Raw genomic sequence first — 17,125 nt, 5'->3', positions numbered from 1 at the left:
TTTTTAAGCGAACCGGGCAAAAGGCGCAAAATTATTGTGCGCTCGCAGAAAGACGCGCGGAAACTCGCTGGGCCTTTCTTTGCAAGACTCGGATCGCCGGTTTTGCTGCAAGTGCGAAATGCATCGGCATGGGGCCGGCGTGAAGCAAATGCAGGGGATGCTGAGATGAAACTGATCATAGCTGCCATCAAGCCCTTCAAGCTGGACGAGGTCCGCGAAGCGCTGACCTCGCTGGGTGTGAGCGGGCTGATGGTCACCGAAATCAAGGGCTTTGGCGCCCAGGCCGGGCACACGGAAATTTACCGCGGCGCCGAGTACGAAGTGAATTTCGTGCCGAAGCTGAAGCTGGAGCTGGTGGTGCCCGCGGATCAGGCCGAGGCGGCCGTCAGCGCCATCGCCGAGACCGCCCGTACCGGCAAGATCGGTGACGGCAAGATTTTTGTTCTGGATGTGGAACAGGCGGTGCGGGTGCGCACCGGCGAAACCAACCTCGAGGCGCTGTAAGCGCGCCCGGCACGGAGGAAAGACATATGACGCAACTGAAACTCCCTTTGGCAGCCCTGGCGCTGACCGCGCTGCCGGGCCTGGCACTGGCCCAGGACGGCCCCGCCCCGGGTGTGAACCCGGCGACCGATACCGTGTTCATCCTGAACTCGCTCCTGTTCCTGATCGGCGGCTGCCTGGTATTCTGGATGGCGGCGGGCTTTGCCATGCTGGAAGCAGGCCTGGTGCGCTCCAAGAACGTGACCATGCAGCTGACCAAGAACATGGCGCTGTTTTCGCTGGCGGCGGTTTTCTACTGGCTGATCGGCTATAACCTGATGTATCCGCTAGGCAACTGGGCAGTTGACGGCGTGCTGTCCGGCGTCTTTGGTCCCGGTGTGCTGGAGGCTGTGGGGATCACCGCAGAAGGGGCAGATGATTATTCCTACGCCTCCACCGGCTCGGATTTCTTCTTTCAGCTGATGTTCTGCGCCGCCACCGCCTCGATCGTGTCGGGCACCTTGGCCGAGCGCATCAAGCTGTGGCCCTTCCTGATCTTCACCATCGTGCTGACCTCGGTAATCTATCCGTTCCAGGCCAGCTGGAAGTGGGGCGGCGGTTTCCTGGAGGAGATGGGCTTCTTGGATTTCGCAGGCTCGACCGTGGTGCATTCGGTGGGCGGCTGGGCCGCGCTGACCGGCGCGCTGATCCTGGGCCCGCGCATCGGCAAGTACAAAGACGGCAAAACCATCCCTATGCCCGGTTCCAACCTGGCGCTGGCAACTCTTGGCTGCTTCATCCTGTGGATGGGCTGGTTCGGCTTTAACGGCGGATCGCAGCTGGCGATGGGCTCGATTGGCGACGTGGCGGACATCTCTCGCATCTTCGCCAACACCAATGCGGCCGCCGCCGGCGGTGCCGTGGCGGCACTGGTGCTGACCCAGCTCTTGTTCCGCAAGCCTGACCTGACGATGATCCTGAACGGCGCGCTGGCGGGCCTGGTGGCGATCACCGCCGAACCGCTGACCCCGGGCCTGGGCCTGGCCACCCTGATCGGGGCCATCGGCGGCGTGATCGTGGTCTTTGCGGTGCCGTTCCTGGACAAGCTGCAGATCGACGACGTGGTCGGCGCCATCCCGGTGCACCTGATCTGCGGCATCTGGGGCACCGTGGCCGTGGTGCTGTCGAACCCCGAAGCCAGCCTGCTGACCCAGCTGACCGGTATCGCCGTGGTGGGTGTGTTCACCGTCGCTGCCTCGGCCGTGGTCTGGATCATCCTGCGTGCCACCATGGGCATCCGGGTCGAGGAAGAGGATGAGGTCAACGGGCTCGACATGGCAGAGCTGGGCATGGAGGCCTACCCGGAGTTCTCGCCGAGCTGATTTTACAGCCCTTGAACCAAAAGCGCGGCGCCTGCTTCAGGCGCCGCGTTTGCATTTGGCCGAGACACCAATTCAGCAGCCCAACCCCTAGACCGATCATCCGCCAAGGATTGGCAGCACGTTTCCGGTGTATAAAGCGGACTTTGAAGTGATCAGCCCGGCCGCTCCGCCGAAGCCTTTGATGCAAGCTGCGGTTCCTGGCGAAGAGGCCCTGAAATGAAGCCAGCGGCCGATTTCTTGTCACGGATTCGCTCCGCATTATATCTTTGGCCCAGAGGCGCGATGACCTTGGTTTACAAGTTAGCTACAGCCGTTCCTTCGAATGACCGAAGGCACGGCAGTTTTTTGAGGAACGGATCATCCGGCCTTGCTACGGGCTGCTGACAGGCAATTCCGGAGAGGGCAGATCCCGCGGCGGGTCAAGGGGGCTCGGATATGAAACCCAATTTTATTATTGCCGGTGCTCCTAAGTCCGCGACTTCCTGGCTGGTGAATGCGCTGAAGCGCCACCCTGATACCTACCTGCCCCGAAGCGAGCTGCACTTTTTCAATATCAAAGAAAACTACGCACGCGGCTTTGACTGGTACTGCGGGAAATTCGATCCTGGGAAGGGGCGGCGCGCCATTGGCGAAAAAACTCCGAACTACATGTGGATTACACCGGCCCCGCACAAAAGCCGCTTCGGCACCCATCTTCCAGACATCCATAAGGCCATTCATGGCCTGCTTCCAAACGTCAAGCTGATCTTTGTGCTGCGCGACCCGGTAGACCGCTTGGTCTCGGCTTTCAACCATTACCGCAGAAGCGGGCAGTTTTCACCGTATTGGGACTTGGAAGATGTTGTCTTTGGCCGCAAGGCCCATCTGGGTGAGAAATACGGCCTGATCGACATGGGGCTTTATGCGAAACACCTCGAGGCCTATTATCAGCTGTTTGACCGAAGCCGCTTGAAAGTGATCATTACCGAAACCGACATCAAAGGCGCTGCGGATAAGACTCTGATGGATATCTGCCGGTTTCTGGATATTGATCCCGCACATCCGGAGATGAACCCAGGAAAGGAAGTTAATCCCTTTGACCCCATCCGGGTCTCGCAGGCCTACCTGAACTATCTCAACCCGTTTCCGAATGTGAAACCGCTCAAGCGTGGCGCGCGGTTCGCCTCAAAGATCCTAAAGGGGCCACCGCTAGAAAAATATAAACCGGACGAGAATATCCTGAAGCAAATCGCTGCAGTCTATGCCGAGCCCAACCAAGAACTATTCACCTTGATTGGGCGGCAGGATGTGGACTGGAAGTAACCCGCCCCGCGGGACAGTGCAGCCTGCACGCGGGCTGCGCCAAAAGGCGCAACCCGAGGTTTGTGAGCTGCATTAAACGCCGGCGTCGACAATCGCCTTGGCCAGCACCGGCACGGTCTGTGCATTCAAACCAGCAATGTTCAGGCGGCTGTCGCCGACCATGTAGATCCCATTGTCGACCCGCATCTTCTCGACCAGATTCGGCGTGGTGCCCAAAAGCGAGAACATGCCGCGGTGCTGGGCAATGAAGCTGAACCGGTCGGAGCCGGTCAGCCGCTGCAGCTCATCCGCCAATTGCTGGCGCAGGCCGAGCATGCCGAGGCGCACCTCTTCCAGCTCTGCCGCCCAGTCGGCGCGCAGTGCGTCGTCGTTCAGGATCATGGTCACCAGACGGGCGCCGTGGTCCGGCGGGAAGGAGTAGTTCTGCCGGTTCAGGAACGCCAGTGTGCCCTGGTTCAGCGCCTGCGCGGAGGTATCGTTGGAGACCGCCACCAAGAGGCCGGTACGCTCACGGTAGATGCCGAAGTTCTTGGAGCAGCTTGCGGCGATCAGCGTTTCCGGGCAGCTGGAGGCCACCAGGCTTACGCCCAGCGCATCCTGTTCCAGACCGTCGCCAAAGCCCTGATAAGCGATGTCGATCATCGGAATCAGGCCGCGCTCGTTCAGCAGCGCGATGACCTCTTTCCACTGCACCTCATTGAGGTTGGCGCCAGTCGGGTTGTGGCAGCAGCCGTGCAGCAGCACCACGTCGCCCTTCTCAGCGCCCTTCAGGTCTTCCATCATGCCGTCGAAGTTCACGCCGCGGGTGTCGCGGTCGAAGTAGCGGTAGACGACGGTTTCGATGCCGACATACTTGAGGATCGAGACGTGGTTCGGCCAGGTCGGATCCGACACAAAGACGCGCGCCTTGGGGTTGGCCATCTGGATCAGCTCAAACGCCTGGCGCACCGCACCGGTGCCGCCGGGAGTGGCCGCCGCCGCGATGTTTTCACGCGCCACCGCATCGCCCAGGATCAGCTTGATCATCGCGTCCGAATAGGCCGGATCGCCCGCCAGGCCGACATAGGCCTTGGTGGTCTGCTCTTCCCACAGCTTGTGCTCCGCTGCCTTGATCGCGCGCATCACCGGGGTGACGCCCTCGGCGTTCTTGTAGACGCCGACGCCAAGGTCGATCTTATCCGCGCGCGGGTCGTCGCGGTACATCTGCATCAGCGCCAGGATCTTGTCGGCGGGCTGGGGTTTCAGGGTCTCGAACATCAGTTCTCTCCGGTAGCAACGGGAAGGGTCGGGAAGGCACCCCACTCCACCCAGGACCCGTCATAAAGCGAATGATCGGTCTTGCCGGTCCGCTCCAGGGCGAGGCTGAGGATGGCGGCGGTGACGCCCGATCCGCAGGAAGTAATTGCAGGTTTGCTCAAATCGACACCGGCGCTTTCAAAGGCGGCGCGAATGCCCTCGGGATCCTTCATGGTGCCATCTTCATTAAGCACCTGGCCGAATGGCACGTTCTTGGAGCCCGGGATGTGGCCCGCGCGCAGGCCCTCGCGCGGCTCCGGCGCGTCGCCGCGGAAGCGTTCAGCGGAGCGGGCGTCGATGATCTCATGATCGCCCAGCTTGGCGGCGGCAGAGACCTGGGTCACGTCGCGCACCATATGATTTTGCACCCGCACCGTCATATGGCGGTCGCGGATCACCGGCGGCAGGTCCTCAACCGGATGGCCCTCGGCCTGCCACTTCGGGAAACCGCCGTCCAGCACCGCAACATTTGTCTGGCCCATGAGCCGGAACAGCCACCAGACACGGGCCGCCGAAAACAGGCCCGCGCCGTCATAGATCACCACCTGGTGACCGTCGCCCACGCCCATGGCGCGCAGCTTGGACATGAACTTCTCAACCGGCGGCACCATATGCGGCAGGTCGGAGCGGTTGTCGGAAATCTCGTCAATGTCGAAGAACCGCGCGCCGGGGATGTGGGCGGCCTCATACTCCGCCCGGGCGTCGCGGCCCTGTTGCGGCAGATACCATGACGCGTCCAGCACCCGCAGATCCGGGTCCTTCAGATGGGCGGCCAGCCAGTCCGTGGAAACCAGCGTCTTCGGATCGTCCTGCATCAAAGCGTCTCCCTATCTGCACATAGCGCCATGGGTACATCCGGCAGCACAGCGGTGCAAGGTATCCCCGCTCTCTACCTGCGGTTACAAAATTCTTGCGGGCCTTTAACGCGCCGGCAATAAACGGGGACCATTGTTTGAGCTTGTTATTGCAGAGGCGTATTGCCATGCCCGGTATTCGACGCATTTTTTCAGCCCTCCTCGTTTTCCTTTCGCTGGCCAGCCCCCAGGCGCTGCGCGCAAGTTGCGTGGAAATTGGAAAAACTTGCATAAATGACAATGACTTGAAGGCGCAGATCAGGATCGGGAGCCATACACCGGACTTGCAGGGGCTGGAACGGTTCACGCATCTGAGGGAACTGACACTGATGGCCGATCTGCGGTTTGACGCGCCGGTCGACCTGTCGCCGCTGGAGGCATTGCCCGGGCTGGAGCGGCTGGCGCTGGTCAGCATCACCGCGCCGGACCTAGCACCGCTCACCCGGCTGCCGGGGCTTAAGCGGCTGAGCCTTGATTCTGTGCACGCGCCGGACTTCAACCCGCTGGCCAGCATGGCCGGGCTGGAGCACCTGTCGGTCTGGGGCATTAAAGAGGTCACCGATCTGTCCTTCGCGCGCGGTCTGACGCGGCTGCAAAGCCTGAACATCGCCGATTCCGGCGTCACCGACCTGAGCCCCCTGGAGGGTCTTCAAGAACTGGAGGTCTTTCTGGCCTTCAACACACAGGTCTCCGACCTGAGCCCGCTGGCGGCCGCAAATCTGCGGGTGGCCTGGATCTCCAATTGCCCGGTCGAAAGCGTCGCCACACTGGCCGCCTCGGACCGGCTGGAGATGCTGCGGGCCGATGGCACCCGGCTGCAAAGCCTGGAGGGGCTGCAGAACAAGCCGGCGCTGCAAACCCTGATCCTGTCGGACACACCGGTGGCGGAGCTGGCGCCGATCGCGGATGCGGCCAGCCTGAATGAACTGGCGCTGGACGGCACGAAGGTCAGCGATCTCTCACCGCTGACCGGATTGAACGCGCTGCGCAAGCTGACCCTCAAGGGCACCGCGGTCACCAGCCTGAAACCGCTCGCGGGCAAGAACCTGCGGGAGCTTTCGGTGACCGATACGGCGGTCGCGGACCTGGACGGGGTTCAGGATATGCACGACCTGTGGGAGCTCAGCATATCCGGGACCGGCATCCGCGATTTGACCCCGCTCACCGGATTGAGAAAGCTTGCCATTCTGCGGGTGATCGGCCTGCCTGCCGCGGCGCTGCAACCGCTTTTGGAGATCGACAGCCTGCGGATCGTCTTTGCCGGCCCCTCGCTGACGTCGCGCAAGCGACTGCTGGGCCGGGAAAAGATCACGGAATACATCACCGGCCATCAGTGATCCGTCAGGTCCTACCGGCCTTCCCGGCCTCTGCCGCGGCATCAGGCTGGTTCACTGGCGGTTTCCCAAGACCTCAGGCCACCACCCGCAAGCGCGGCGGTTCCGGCCGGGCCGCCGCCTGCCCCGCAGGAAACCGGTGCGCAAAGGCGAGGCCCGCCCGGATCACATGCGGGTCCATATGCCCGCCTGTCACCTCAGCGACGGCTTCGCGCGCCCCCGGCGTCTGGTCCCGGCGCATGTGGTGCAGCATCTGCAGCAGCGCCGCCTCATCCGGGGTCAACGTCCCGCGAAGCCCCAGGTCGAAGGGGTCGATGGACGCAAACTGCCGGTCGCGGCAGTCCAGCACCGCCCGCAGCAATTTCATAAGCGCGTGCGCCGCCGGCAGGCCGATGGCCTCGCCCCAGCGCTCCGCAGCCACCATGTAGGCCCTCTGCCACGCCTGGCTCTCCGGTGTCTCGTAACTCAGCAGAAACTGCCGCATGACCGGCAGCAGCCCGGTCTCAAAGGCGTCAAACCCATGCGCCGCCAGCCCGGCCTCGTGCGAAGGTTCCCTCATTCGCTTTCCCCTGGTGAAGTTTGGGCAGCAGGCGGGCTCTCCTCTCCGACCGGGCCTGATCCAGAGGCGAATCTGCTGGGCAGTATTTTTCTGACCTATTTAGTCAGGAAATGCAATAACCAGTGAGGATCGAACAGCGCCTTGCGGCGCTGGCCTGCGGCGGGAGTAGTTTCACAAAGGCGAAAGGGAGCCGTACGAGCGCTCGCCGGAGGCTTTACCGCGCGTCTTTCAACAGCCGCTGCTTCTGCCGGCCCCAGTCGCGCTTGGCCTGGGTTTCACGCTTGTCGTGCAGTTTCTTGCCCTTGGCGATGCCCAGCTTGATCTTGGCGCGGCCCTTGTGGTTGAAATAAATCACCAGCGGCACCAGCGTCATCCCCTTGCGCTGCGTGAGGTTCCACAGATCCGCCAATTCCTTCTTGGACACCAGCAGTTTGCGGCGGCGGCGCTCCTCATGCTTGAACACCTTGGCCTGCTCATAGGGCGGGATGTAGGAGTTCACCAGCCACAGCTCGCCATTTTCCACCGCAGCATAAGAATCAGCGATATTGGTGCCGTTGCCGCGCAGCGCCTTGACCTCGGACCCATCCAGCACGATGCCGCACTCGATGTCGTCCTCGATCGCGTAATCGAAGCGCGCCCGCCGGTTCTCGGCGATCACCTTGTAATTCGGGTCTGATGTCTGCTTTTTCTTGGCCATGGGCGGCAGATGTAAGGCCGCGCAGCGGCGGGCGCAAGATGGCGCTCACATCTTGCGGCTGCGCAGCAGCGTGAAAACACCACTGCCTACGACCACTGCGCTGCCGATCAGGGTCAGCGCATCGGGCTGCTCGCCGAACACCAGCACCCCCAGCACCATGGCAAAGACCAGCCGGGTATAGCGGAACGGTGCTATGACAGAGATTTCGCCCGCCCGCATCGCGCCCGACAAGGCGTTATAGGCAATAACCCCGATCACCGTCGCCGCCGCGATATCCAGCCAGTTGCGCGGGGCCGGCCAGACAGCGCCGCCGGTCCAGCCCAGCGCAATCGCGCCGGCAACCACCAGCATGGCAAAGCCCAGGAAACCCAGCTGATTGTTGCTCATATCCCTGGGTGCGGCGCGGGTGGCCAGATCGCGGCCCGCGAACCCCAGCGTGCCGGCCACCGCAAACAGCGAGGCAGGCTCAAACCCGCTGAGACCCGGCCGCAGGATCAGCAGCACCCCGGCAAAGCCCAGCCCGATCGCCAGCCAGCGCCGCCACCCGACGGTTTCACCAAAGAACACCACCGCGCCGGCCGCCACCACCAGCGGCGTCGCCTGCAAGATGGCCGAGGCTGAGGACAAAGGCGTCAGCGCAATCGCCAGTGTGTAACACAAGCGTCCTGCGACCTCTGCCACAGAACGCCACAGCATCGGGCGCGTGCCAAAGCCCGGGTGCCAGGGGGCGTGACCTTGCGCACGCGCCATCGCAGCAAAGAGCACCATACCGCCCAGGCCGAACAGGATCAGGATCTGTCCCACCGGCAGGCTGGCAGCGGCGGATTTGATGAACATGTCCTCCAGCGCAAAGGCCGCCATGGCCAGCACCATCAGAAGACTTCCGCGCAGCGTGTCCATTCCGGTGCTCCTCAAATCCCTGAACGTCAATGGCTTGGGCAAGTGGTAGGGAGCTGATCAACAATGCACAAGTGAAGCAATTCAATCCCGCTGCGTCAGACCCGCCTGCCGGTAGTGATGCATGTTCAGGAAGGCCGCACCGGTCTCCAGGCTGCGGTAGCCATGCGGCTGATCGGCGGCAAAGCGCAGGCCTTGGCCTGCCTCCAGCGCCACCCACTGGCCGTCTTTCAGCACCTCCATCGACCCATGCAGCACAAAGACTTCCTCGGTCACGCCGGTGTCATGCGGCTGAGACTGGTGGCTCTGGCCCGGCTTCAGCGTGACCTGAAAGGTCTCGGCGCCTAGCAGCGGGTCGAATGGAAAGACGATCTTGACCCCGATGCTGCCGGGGAATTGCACCGTTTCATAAACACCCGTTGCCGCGCTCACCGGCCGCGCCGCCTCTCCCAGCAGAGCGGTCAGCGGCAGGTGGAACCCCTTGGCGATTTTCCACAGCGTCGCAATTGTCGGGCTTGATTCGCCGCGCTCGATCTGGCCCAGCATCGCCTTGCTGACACCGGTGATCTCTGCCGCTTTGGACAGGCTAAGCCCCGCCGCAGACCGGATTTCCCGCAGGTTCAGGGTGATGCCGTCATCGCTCATTGTTTCTGCCCGTCAAAAAAGCCTTGTGCGCTATAACGCACGGCGTGTAGTGTGCGCTATAACGCACGAAACCCCTACCCGATCCGGCGCCAGAGGAAAACCCGCATGCTCAAGGATCTGAAACTGTCGCATATCGTATCCGGCGCCGTCGCGGTTCTGGTCGGCTACACCGGATCGGTCGCGATCATCTTTCAGGCGATCGAGTCGGTGGGTGCCACGCAGGCGCAGGCCAACAGCTGGATGCTGGTGCTGGGGCTGGGCACGGGCATCACCTGCCTGATTTTGTCGCTGATCTACCGGATGCCGATCCTGACAGCCTGGTCGACACCGGGCGCCGCGCTGCTGGCGGTCAGCCTCAATGGCGTCCCGCTGGCGGAGGCGGTGGGTGCTTTCCTCCTCTGCGCAGCCCTGCTGACCCTCACCGGCATCACCGGCTGGTTCGCCGCGCTCTCCCGGCTGATCCCCGACAGCCTGGCCAGCGCCATGCTGGCGGGCATCCTGTTCCAGTTCGGGCTTTCGGCCTTCACGTCGCTGCAAACCGACACTGCATTGGTCGCTGTCATGGGCCTTACCTTCCTTACAGGCCGCAAGCTGTTTCCCCGCTACTGTATCCCCGCGGTGCTCGCTGCGGGCGTAGCCTGGTGCGCAGGCACCGGAGCATTCGGCAACCTGGAAGCGCTGAACCTTACACTCGCCCTGCCTGAGTTCGTGATGCCCGCCTTCTCGCTTCCGGTGCTGATCGGCATCGGCCTGCCGCTCTACATCGTCACCATGTCCTCACAGAACATGCCGGGCGTGGTCGCGCTGAAGGCCTGCGGCTATGAACCTCCGGTCTCCGCCAGCCTCACTGTCACCGGCTTGGCCTCGCTGATCCTGGCCCCTTTCGGCGGCTTCGCCTTCAATCTCGCTGCCATCACCGCCGCCATCTGCGCGGGCCCCGAGGCAGACGAGAACCCGGACACTCGTTACCTGGCGGGCGTGATGACGGGCCTCGTCTACATCCTGGTGGGGCTCGGCGGCGCCACCGTCATCAGCCTGTTCTTGATCGCACCCAAGGCACTGATCGCTACTGTCGCGGGCCTCGCACTGCTGGCGACCATCGGCAACAGCCTGTCCGCTGCGCTGGCGGAGCCGCAGGGGCGCGAGGCGGCGCTGATCACCTTCATGACCACGGTCTCCGGCATCAGCTTCCTGGGAATCGGCGCGCCGTTCTGGGCGCTGCTGCTGGGGCTTGCGGTGAATCACTGGCTGAAGCCCCCCGAACCGGTCCCGGTCCGCGCCTGAGGAAACACCCCCAGAGACATTTCGCCACTGAAATCCGGCGCAAACTGCGCCAATATTACCGAAGAGAGCCCCGCCCGGTTGCCTTTATTGCGCAAATCGTGTCCCTGAGGGCAAAGACTAAGGGAACCAGCCTGATGCCAAAGTACCGATCCAGAACCTCCACCCATGGCCGCAACATGGCGGGCGCGCGCGGATTGTGGCGCGCCACCGGCATGAAGGATGATGATTTCGGCAAACCGATCATCGCCATCGTCAACTCCTTCACCCAGTTCGTGCCCGGCCACGTCCACCTCAAGGACCTGGGCCAGATGGTCGCCCGCGAGGTCGAGACGGCCGGCGGCGTCGCCAAGGAGTTCAACACCATCGCAGTGGATGACGGCATCGCCATGGGCCACGACGGCATGCTCTACTCGCTGCCCTCGCGCGAAGTGATTGCCGACAGCGTCGAATACATGGTCAACGCGCACTGTGCGGACGCCATGGTCTGCATCTCCAACTGCGACAAGATCACTCCAGGCATGCTGATGGCCGCCATGCGCCTCAACATCCCGGCGATCTTTGTCTCCGGCGGCCCCATGGAAGCAGGCAAGATCGACATCGCCGATCTGGACATGAAGAAGATCGACCTGGTGGACGCCATGGTCGCCGCGGCAGATGACAAGTTCACCGACGAGCAGGTCAAGCACATCGAGGAAAACGCCTGCCCGACCTGCGGCTCCTGCTCCGGCATGTTCACCGCCAACTCGATGAACTGCCTGGCCGAGGCGCTGGGGCTGGCGCTGCCGGGCAACGGTTCGACGCTCGCCACCCATGCGGACCGCAAGGAGCTGTTCCTGGAAGCAGGCCGCAAGATCGTCGAGATCACCAAGCGCCACTACCAGGACGAGGAAAAGGGCTTCCTGCCGCGCGAGATCGCCACTTTCGAGGCCTTCGAGAACGCGATGAGCCTCGATATCGCCATGGGCGGCTCCACCAATACCGTCCTGCACCTGCTGGCCATCGCCAACGAGGGCGAGGTGGATTTCACCATGTCCGACATGGACCGTCTCAGCCGCCGGGTGCCCTGCCTGTGCAAGGTGGCGCCGAACATCCACAACGTCCACATGGAGGACGTGCACCGCGCGGGCGGCATCTTCTCGATCCTGGGCGAGCTGAGCCGCGCCGGGCTGCTGCACGAGGATTGCCACACCGTGCATACCGCCACCATGGGCGAAGCGATTGCCAAGTGGGACATCAAGGTCGCCAACAATCCGGAGGCTGAGGCGCTGTTCAAGGCTGCCCCCGGCGGCGTGCGCACCACGCAGGCGTTCTCCCAGGCCAACCGCTACAAGGAGCTGGACACCGACCGCGAAGGCGGCGTGATCCGCGCCAAGGAGCACGCCTTCAGCCAGGACGGCGGGCTTGCTGTGCTGTTCGGCAACATTGCCCGGGACGGCTGCATTGTGAAGACCGCGGGCGTCGATGAGCACATCCTGAAGTTCACCGGTTCCGCCTATGTCTGCGAAAGCCAGGACGCGGCGGTGAACGACATCCTGACCGGCAAGGTCAAGGAAGGCGATGTGGTGGTGATCCGCTACGAGGGCCCGCGCGGCGGCCCGGGGATGCAAGAAATGCTCTACCCGACCTCTTACCTGAAATCGAAGGGCCTCGGCAAAGCCTGCGCGCTGCTGACCGACGGCCGCTTCTCCGGCGGCACCTCGGGCCTGTCGATCGGCCACGTCTCCCCCGAGGCAGCCGAAGGCGGCACCATCGGCCTGGTGCGTCCGGGCGACAAGATCGAGATCGACATCCCCAACCGCACGATCCACCTGGCGGTCTCCGACGAGGAGTTGGCCGCGCGCCGCGAAGAGCAGGACGCCAAGGGCTGGAAACCGGCCGAGCCGCGCAAGCGCAAGGTCTCCAAGGCGCTGAAGGCCTATGCGCTGCTGGCCACTTCTGCCGCCAAAGGCGCCGTGCGCGCGCTGCCTGACGAGGACTAAGGCAGGACACTCGCAGGGAGATGCCAAACCCGCCGCTCAAACGCGGCGGGTTTTCTTTTGCGTCCCGCGCCTGAGACCGCTTCTCAGCAAACTTCCTTCATCCGCAAAGCTCTCCCGCCCCAGCTATGGCCCGCTGGCTGACGCCAGCACGCCAAGCCGCGTTGGGCCAAGCGCCGTGCTGACGCACGGCGCGCCTCCGGCGGGAGTATTTGGGCAAAGGTGAAGCCGGATGGCCAATTGCAGCACCCGCCCGCGCCGCGCCAGCGGCGCCGGGCCCAAGGCTTGGCGCGGCATCTTCGATGCTGCGCCACAGGCGCGGGAGCTCCCGTTGCGCCCCGGCCCGGCTACTCCCCCAGCTTGGCGTGCACCTCGTCCAGGTCGATCTCGCCCACCGGCATCTTGTTGGCCGGGTTCTCGAAATCATATTTGAACAGCTCGAAATCGCGCTTGTAGATCTCATAGACCAGATGCATCGAGAGGTCGTCGAAGTAATCCTCCACCGGGTGCGCCCGCTTGGGGCCGTGGCCTTCGCTTTCGTTGAAGCGCGGAATTGCGGCGAGGTCGACGGCATGCGGTGTCTCGATCGCGTCCAGCACCTGCTGCATCCCGTCGTTGAAAGCCTCGGTCCAGAAGATCCGGTTGTAGCGCCCGCCGTTCAGGATGAAGGTCGACACATGCCCGGACATCGCCGACCAGTGGATGTCCGGGTCCATCGGGCGGCGCCAGCGGATGGTGTCGCGCACGAACAGCAGGAACCGGCGGAAGCTGGCGATCTGGTCGAACTCCTGCTTGCCGTCGTCGCCGCCGACCTCGATCCCGTATTCATAGACCAGCTTCGGCACCAGGTTGCCGCGGTAGCGGCGGCCGTTGCGCTGGATGCCGCAGATCTTGTCGAAAAAGGAGCTGAGGATGCGGGTATAGGGGTTGCGCACGCAGGTGAAGGCATAGGCCCGCTGCCCCTGCACATTGCGGGTGATCGGCTTTTGGCTGTGCTCCAGCGCCCATTTGTGCAGGCCGTCCTCGGCGTCGTGGATGTCACCGTCAAAGAACCGCCCGTGATCGGAGTAATAGAGGATCTGCCCGATCGTCGAGCAGGCGCATTTCGGCACAACCCTGTAGACCACGCTTTCACTTTCCGTCATCCAGGTGCCGGGAAACCCCATCTGCTGCCCTCATTTGCTTCTTGCGCTGTGTTCCAGCACTAATCGCATATGTTTACCCAAACGGGAACTATCTGGTTTATTCGTACTCTCAGCCCGCTTATCAAGAGAAACAATCAGGCAAGACAAGGCGCTCCGTCCCTCCTATGGCGAAAATCGCATATATCCTGCTCTGCCACAAAGACCCCGAGGCAATTATCCAGCAGGCTGAACAGCTGACTGCGGCCGGCGACTACATGGCAATTCACTTCGACGGGCGGGCAGCGGCGGAAGACTATCAGCGGATCCGGGCAGAGCTGGCCGGCAACCCCAATGTGGCGTTTGCCGGAAAGCGGATCAAATGCGGCTGGGGGGAATGGTCGCTGGTGCAGGCCACCCTGCAGGCGCTGCGCAGCGCAGTGGAGGAGTTTCCGCGCGCCACCCATTTCTACATGCTGTCGGGCGATTGCATGGCGGTGAAGACGGCGGAATATGCCCGCCGCTTCCTCGACGAGCACGATAAAGACTTCATTGAGAGCTTCGATTTCTTCGAAAGCGACTGGATCAAGACCGGCATGAAGGAAGACCGGCTGATCTACCGGCACTTTTTCAATGAGCGCAAGCACAAGCAGCTGTTTTACTGGAGCCACGGGCTGCAGAAACGGCTGGGGCTGCAACGCGGGATACCGTCCGATATACAGGTGCAGATCGGCAGCCAGTGGTGGTGCCTGCGCCGCCGCACGGTGGAGTGGATCCTGAAGTTCATCCGCAAGCGCCGCGACGTGATACGCTTCTTCCGCACCACCTGGATTCCGGATGAGACGTTTTTTCAGACCCTGGTGCGCCACCTGGTCCCTGAGGCGGAAATCGAAAGCCGCACCCTCACGTTCCTGATGTTCACCGACTACGGGATGCCGGTGAATTTCTACAACGACCACTATGATCTGTTGCTGAGCCAGGACTTTTTGTTTGCCCGCAAGATCAGCCCAGGCGCCAAGGAGCTGAAATCACGCCTGGGACGGCTTTATGCGGCGCAAGGCGCCGACTTCCAGATCTCCAACGAGGGCCGCAGCCTGTACAGATTCCTGGCCCAGCGCGGCCGCATCGGGCGCCGCTTTGCGCCGCGGTTCTGGGAAACCGAAAGCACCCTGGGGCGCGAGCGTGAACTGCTGATCGTGGTCTGCAAGAAATGGCACGTTGCCAAGCGGCTGCTGGGGCAGATCCGCCAGGTGACAAACATCCCCGCCATTGAGTATCTGTTCAACGAAGAAGACACCGCCCTGCCCGACCTTGGCGGCATCCAGGCAGCGCTGATGAAGCGCACCCGCCACCGCCGGGCGCTGGTGCGGATGCTGTTCGAATACTACGGGACGGATCAGCTGATTATCTGCCTGGACCCTGCTGCCATCGACCTGATGAATGATTTCCATTCCGACCGCTCCTCGACCCGGTTCCTGCATATTGAGTGCGCGTTCAGCGACGACTACCTGATCGGCCATGCGCACCGGGTTGGCCTCGCGGGCGAGCGCACGCCGCAGTTGACGCTGGAACGGCTGCTGCCGACGATCCGGAACGATATCCTGCACGAAAGCGACCGCATTCGGGATGCGGGCTACAGCCAGCTGTATCACCTGCGCGAGGGGGCCAGCCCGGAGGAAAACGCAAGTCAGCTCAGCGGTTTCCTGAATGTGTCCGGCGGCAAGGCGATGGAGATTGCCGCAACCCGCTGCCTGTTTGACGACTGAGGCGGCTGCCGCGCATGCAACGGCAAGAGATTGACAAGCCGCAACCTGTGGCCTCGTCATGGGCCGGTGAAAGGGGCCGCCCGGCGCTGATCAGCAACCCGAACAGCAAAAGGGGTAAAGGATGGCAGACCAGGCAGAACGCAAGGCCGTCTTCCTGACCGGCAGCCTGATGCGGCATGTCACCCGCATGTCGCTGACGGCCAGCATCGGGCTGATGGCGATGTTTGCGGTCGATTTCGTCGACATGGCCTTTATCGCCATGCTGGGCAATGACGCGCTGGCGGCTGCGGTGGGCTATGCGGGCACCCTGCTGTTCTTCACCAATTCGATCAATATCGGGCTGTCAATTGCCGCAGGCTCCTTGGTGGCGCGGGAGTTGGGGGCGGGCCGGCCGGATCAGGCCCGGCATTACGCCACCAGCGTCGCGGCTATTGGCGTTCTGACGGGGCTGGTGATGCCGGTCGTTGTGCTGGCCTATCTGGAGCAGATCCTGACGCTGCTCGGTGCGCAGGACGAGGTGCTGAGGCGGGCGATGCGCTATGTCTGGATCATCCTGCCAACGATGTGGGTAATGGCGCTGGCGATGACCGGCATGGCGGTGCTCCGCGCCCATGGCGACGCACGCCGCTCGATGGTGGCGACGCTTTACGGCGGCGGGCTGAACGCGGTGCTGGACCCGCTGCTGATCTTTGGCCTGGGGCTGGGGCTGGACGGGGCGGCCATCGCCTCTGTGCTGGCCCGGGCCTGCATGCTCGGCGCTGCCTTTTGGCCCGCTATCCGGGTGCACCGGGGGTTCATGCGGCCTGCGTTCGGGCAGATTGCCGGCGATCTGCGGGCGATCCGGTCGATTGCGGTGCCGGCGGTGCTGACCAATATCGCCACGCCGGTCGGCAATGCCATTGTGCTGCGCGAGATCGCCCAGTTCGGCACTGAAGCGGTGGCCGGCATGGCGGTGATCGGCCGCCTGATGCCGGTGGCGTTCTCGGTGATCTTTGCGCTGTCGGGCGCCATTGGCCCGATCATCGGCCAGAACTTCGGCGCCGGGCAGTTCGCCCGCGTCCGCCAGGCCTTTGCGGCCGGAATTACCTTTACCGCTGTTTACGTGCTGCTGATGGCCGTCGTGCTGTTTGCGCTCAGGGTGCCGATAGCCGATCTGTTCTCAGCCACCGGGGAGACCCGCAGGCTGATCTACCTGTTCTGCGGGCCGCTGGCGCTGGCCTATTTCTTCAACGGGGTGATCTTTGTCGAGAACGCCAGCTTCAACAACCTGGGCAGGCCAGTCTATTCCACCTGGATCAACTGGGGCCGCCACACCCTGGGCACCTGGCCGCTGGCGGTGCTGGGCGGCCACTTGGCCGGTGCGCCGGGGGTGCTTCTGGGCCAGGCCGCAGGCGGGATGATCTTTGCCGGGCTTGGCGGGCTTCTGGTGCACAGGGTGCTGGCGGGCCTCACCCGGCCTGCCCCGGTCGATGCCTTTGCGCCGCAGAACCGGTTGCACGCCCTGCTGGGCCGCCGCGGCTGGTAGCGCC

15 protein-coding genes are annotated in these 17,125 nt (G+C 63.3%); 8 read left to right on the top strand and 7 right to left on the bottom strand.

All coding sequences use genetic code 11. From position 1 onward, the window contains the following. Positions 1-165: 165 nt before the first annotated feature. From ACTRWG_RS06445 to ACTRWG_RS06435, 3 genes are all read left to right on the top strand, one after another. On the top strand, positions 166-504 hold the full coding sequence (locus ACTRWG_RS06445; protein WP_027235430.1) for a P-II family nitrogen regulator: 339 nt from the start codon (positions 166-168) through the stop codon (positions 502-504). A gap of 26 nt (positions 505-530) precedes the next feature. Then, entirely contained in the window at positions 531-1,865 is a 1,335-nt protein-coding gene (locus tag ACTRWG_RS06440; protein WP_027235431.1) for an ammonium transporter, read from the top strand. A gap of 435 nt (positions 1,866-2,300) precedes the next feature. Next, positions 2,301-3,167: a sulfotransferase domain-containing protein gene (locus tag ACTRWG_RS06435; protein WP_027235432.1), complete on the top strand. Its 867-nt coding sequence runs from the start codon at positions 2,301-2,303 to the stop codon at positions 3,165-3,167. A 72-nt stretch (positions 3,168-3,239) separates the two neighbouring features. Here ACTRWG_RS06435 and ACTRWG_RS06430 read toward each other — a convergent pair whose 3' ends face one another. Both ACTRWG_RS06430 and sseA read right to left on the bottom strand, forming a co-directional pair. After that, positions 3,240-4,424 carry an amino acid aminotransferase gene (locus tag ACTRWG_RS06430; RefSeq protein WP_462829116.1) on the bottom strand — a complete coding sequence of 395 codons (1,185 nt, stop codon included), beginning with the start codon at positions 4,422-4,424 and terminating at the stop codon, positions 3,240-3,242. Next, positions 4,424-5,278, bottom strand: a complete 855-nt coding sequence (sseA, locus tag ACTRWG_RS06425) for a 3-mercaptopyruvate sulfurtransferase (protein ID WP_027235434.1) — start codon at positions 5,276-5,278, stop codon at positions 4,424-4,426. Before sseA ends, ACTRWG_RS06430 begins: the two co-directional genes overlap by 1 nt. Before the next feature lie 284 nt (positions 5,279-5,562). Here sseA and ACTRWG_RS06420 point away from each other — a divergent pair, with 284 nt between their 5' ends. Next, positions 5,563-6,654, top strand: a complete 1,092-nt coding sequence (locus ACTRWG_RS06420) for a leucine-rich repeat domain-containing protein (protein ID WP_462829115.1) — start codon at positions 5,563-5,565, stop codon at positions 6,652-6,654. A 73-nt stretch (positions 6,655-6,727) separates the two neighbouring features. Here the strand turns inward: ACTRWG_RS06420 and ACTRWG_RS06415 are convergent, their stop codons facing one another. The 4 genes from ACTRWG_RS06415 to ACTRWG_RS06400 all read right to left on the bottom strand — a co-directional run bounded on the left by ACTRWG_RS06415 (position 6,728) and on the right by ACTRWG_RS06400 (position 9,449). Continuing rightward, entirely contained in the window at positions 6,728-7,210 is a 483-nt protein-coding gene (locus ACTRWG_RS06415) for a hypothetical protein (RefSeq protein WP_027235436.1), read from the bottom strand. Positions 7,211-7,424: 214 nt separating this feature from the next. After that, a complete protein-coding gene (gene smpB / locus ACTRWG_RS06410; RefSeq protein WP_027235437.1) occupies positions 7,425-7,907 on the bottom strand; it encodes an SsrA-binding protein SmpB in 483 nt (160 codons plus the stop codon). 45 nt (positions 7,908-7,952) lie between these two features. Then, positions 7,953-8,807 carry a DMT family transporter gene (locus ACTRWG_RS06405; protein ID WP_027235438.1) on the bottom strand — a complete coding sequence of 285 codons (855 nt, stop codon included), beginning with the start codon at positions 8,805-8,807 and terminating at the stop codon, positions 7,953-7,955. 81 nt (positions 8,808-8,888) lie between these two features. Next, positions 8,889-9,449, bottom strand: a complete 561-nt coding sequence (locus tag ACTRWG_RS06400; RefSeq protein WP_027235439.1) for a helix-turn-helix domain-containing protein — start codon at positions 9,447-9,449, stop codon at positions 8,889-8,891. Positions 9,450-9,554: 105 nt separating this feature from the next. Between ACTRWG_RS06400 and ACTRWG_RS06395 the strand changes: the two genes are divergently transcribed. Next, on the top strand, positions 9,555-10,733 hold the full coding sequence (locus tag ACTRWG_RS06395; RefSeq protein ID WP_027235440.1) for a benzoate/H(+) symporter BenE family transporter: 1,179 nt from the start codon (positions 9,555-9,557) through the stop codon (positions 10,731-10,733). A 134-nt stretch (positions 10,734-10,867) separates the two neighbouring features. Beyond that, positions 10,868-12,712, top strand: a complete 1,845-nt coding sequence (gene ilvD / locus ACTRWG_RS06390) for a dihydroxy-acid dehydratase (RefSeq protein ID WP_027235441.1) — start codon at positions 10,868-10,870, stop codon at positions 12,710-12,712. A 344-nt stretch (positions 12,713-13,056) separates the two neighbouring features. Here the strand turns inward: ilvD and ACTRWG_RS06385 are convergent, their stop codons facing one another. Then, on the bottom strand, positions 13,057-13,875 hold the full coding sequence (locus tag ACTRWG_RS06385; protein ID WP_027235442.1) for a sulfotransferase family protein: 819 nt from the start codon (positions 13,873-13,875) through the stop codon (positions 13,057-13,059). A 143-nt stretch (positions 13,876-14,018) separates the two neighbouring features. On the opposite strand from ACTRWG_RS06385, the gene ACTRWG_RS06380 reads away from it, so the two are divergent. After that, positions 14,019-15,596, top strand: coding sequence for a DUF5928 domain-containing protein (locus tag ACTRWG_RS06380; protein WP_027235443.1), 1,578 nt, complete (start codon positions 14,019-14,021; stop codon positions 15,594-15,596). Positions 15,597-15,717: 121 nt separating this feature from the next. Continuing rightward, positions 15,718-17,121 (top strand): MATE family efflux transporter, encoded by a 1,404-nt coding sequence (locus ACTRWG_RS06375; protein WP_027235444.1) that lies wholly within the window; start codon positions 15,718-15,720, stop codon positions 17,119-17,121. The last annotated feature ends 4 nt before the right edge of the window (positions 17,122-17,125 follow it).

The sequence above is a fragment of the Leisingera sp. G5_S3_59_S7 genome (genome assembly GCF_054968485.1).
Note: the sequence above shows the minus strand (reverse complement) of the source record. Positions and strands in the feature narration are given on the sequence as shown.

Coding starts and splice junctions, on each gene's coding strand:
- ACTRWG_RS06435 (WP_027235432.1), top strand. CDS start 2,301: ATGAAACCCAATTTTATTATTGCCGGTGCTCCTAAGTCCGCGACTTCC.
- ACTRWG_RS06445 (WP_027235430.1), top strand. CDS start 166: ATGAAACTGATCATAGCTGCCATCAAGCCCTTCAAGCTGGACGAGGTC.
- ACTRWG_RS06380 (WP_027235443.1), top strand. CDS start 14,019: ATGGCGAAAATCGCATATATCCTGCTCTGCCACAAAGACCCCGAGGCA.
- ACTRWG_RS06440 (WP_027235431.1), top strand. CDS start 531: ATGACGCAACTGAAACTCCCTTTGGCAGCCCTGGCGCTGACCGCGCTG.
- ilvD (WP_027235441.1), top strand. CDS start 10,868: ATGCCAAAGTACCGATCCAGAACCTCCACCCATGGCCGCAACATGGCG.
- smpB (WP_027235437.1), bottom strand. CDS start 7,907: ATGGCCAAGAAAAAGCAGACATCAGACCCGAATTACAAGGTGATCGCC.
- ACTRWG_RS06415 (WP_027235436.1), bottom strand. CDS start 7,210: ATGAGGGAACCTTCGCACGAGGCCGGGCTGGCGGCGCATGGGTTTGAC.
- sseA (WP_027235434.1), bottom strand. CDS start 5,278: ATGCAGGACGATCCGAAGACGCTGGTTTCCACGGACTGGCTGGCCGCC.
- ACTRWG_RS06385 (WP_027235442.1), bottom strand. CDS start 13,875: ATGGGGTTTCCCGGCACCTGGATGACGGAAAGTGAAAGCGTGGTCTAC.
- ACTRWG_RS06395 (WP_027235440.1), top strand. CDS start 9,555: ATGCTCAAGGATCTGAAACTGTCGCATATCGTATCCGGCGCCGTCGCG.
- ACTRWG_RS06405 (WP_027235438.1), bottom strand. CDS start 8,807: ATGGACACGCTGCGCGGAAGTCTTCTGATGGTGCTGGCCATGGCGGCC.
- ACTRWG_RS06400 (WP_027235439.1), bottom strand. CDS start 9,449: ATGAGCGATGACGGCATCACCCTGAACCTGCGGGAAATCCGGTCTGCG.
- ACTRWG_RS06375 (WP_027235444.1), top strand. CDS start 15,718: ATGGCAGACCAGGCAGAACGCAAGGCCGTCTTCCTGACCGGCAGCCTG.
- ACTRWG_RS06430 (WP_462829116.1), bottom strand. CDS start 4,424: ATGTTCGAGACCCTGAAACCCCAGCCCGCCGACAAGATCCTGGCGCTG.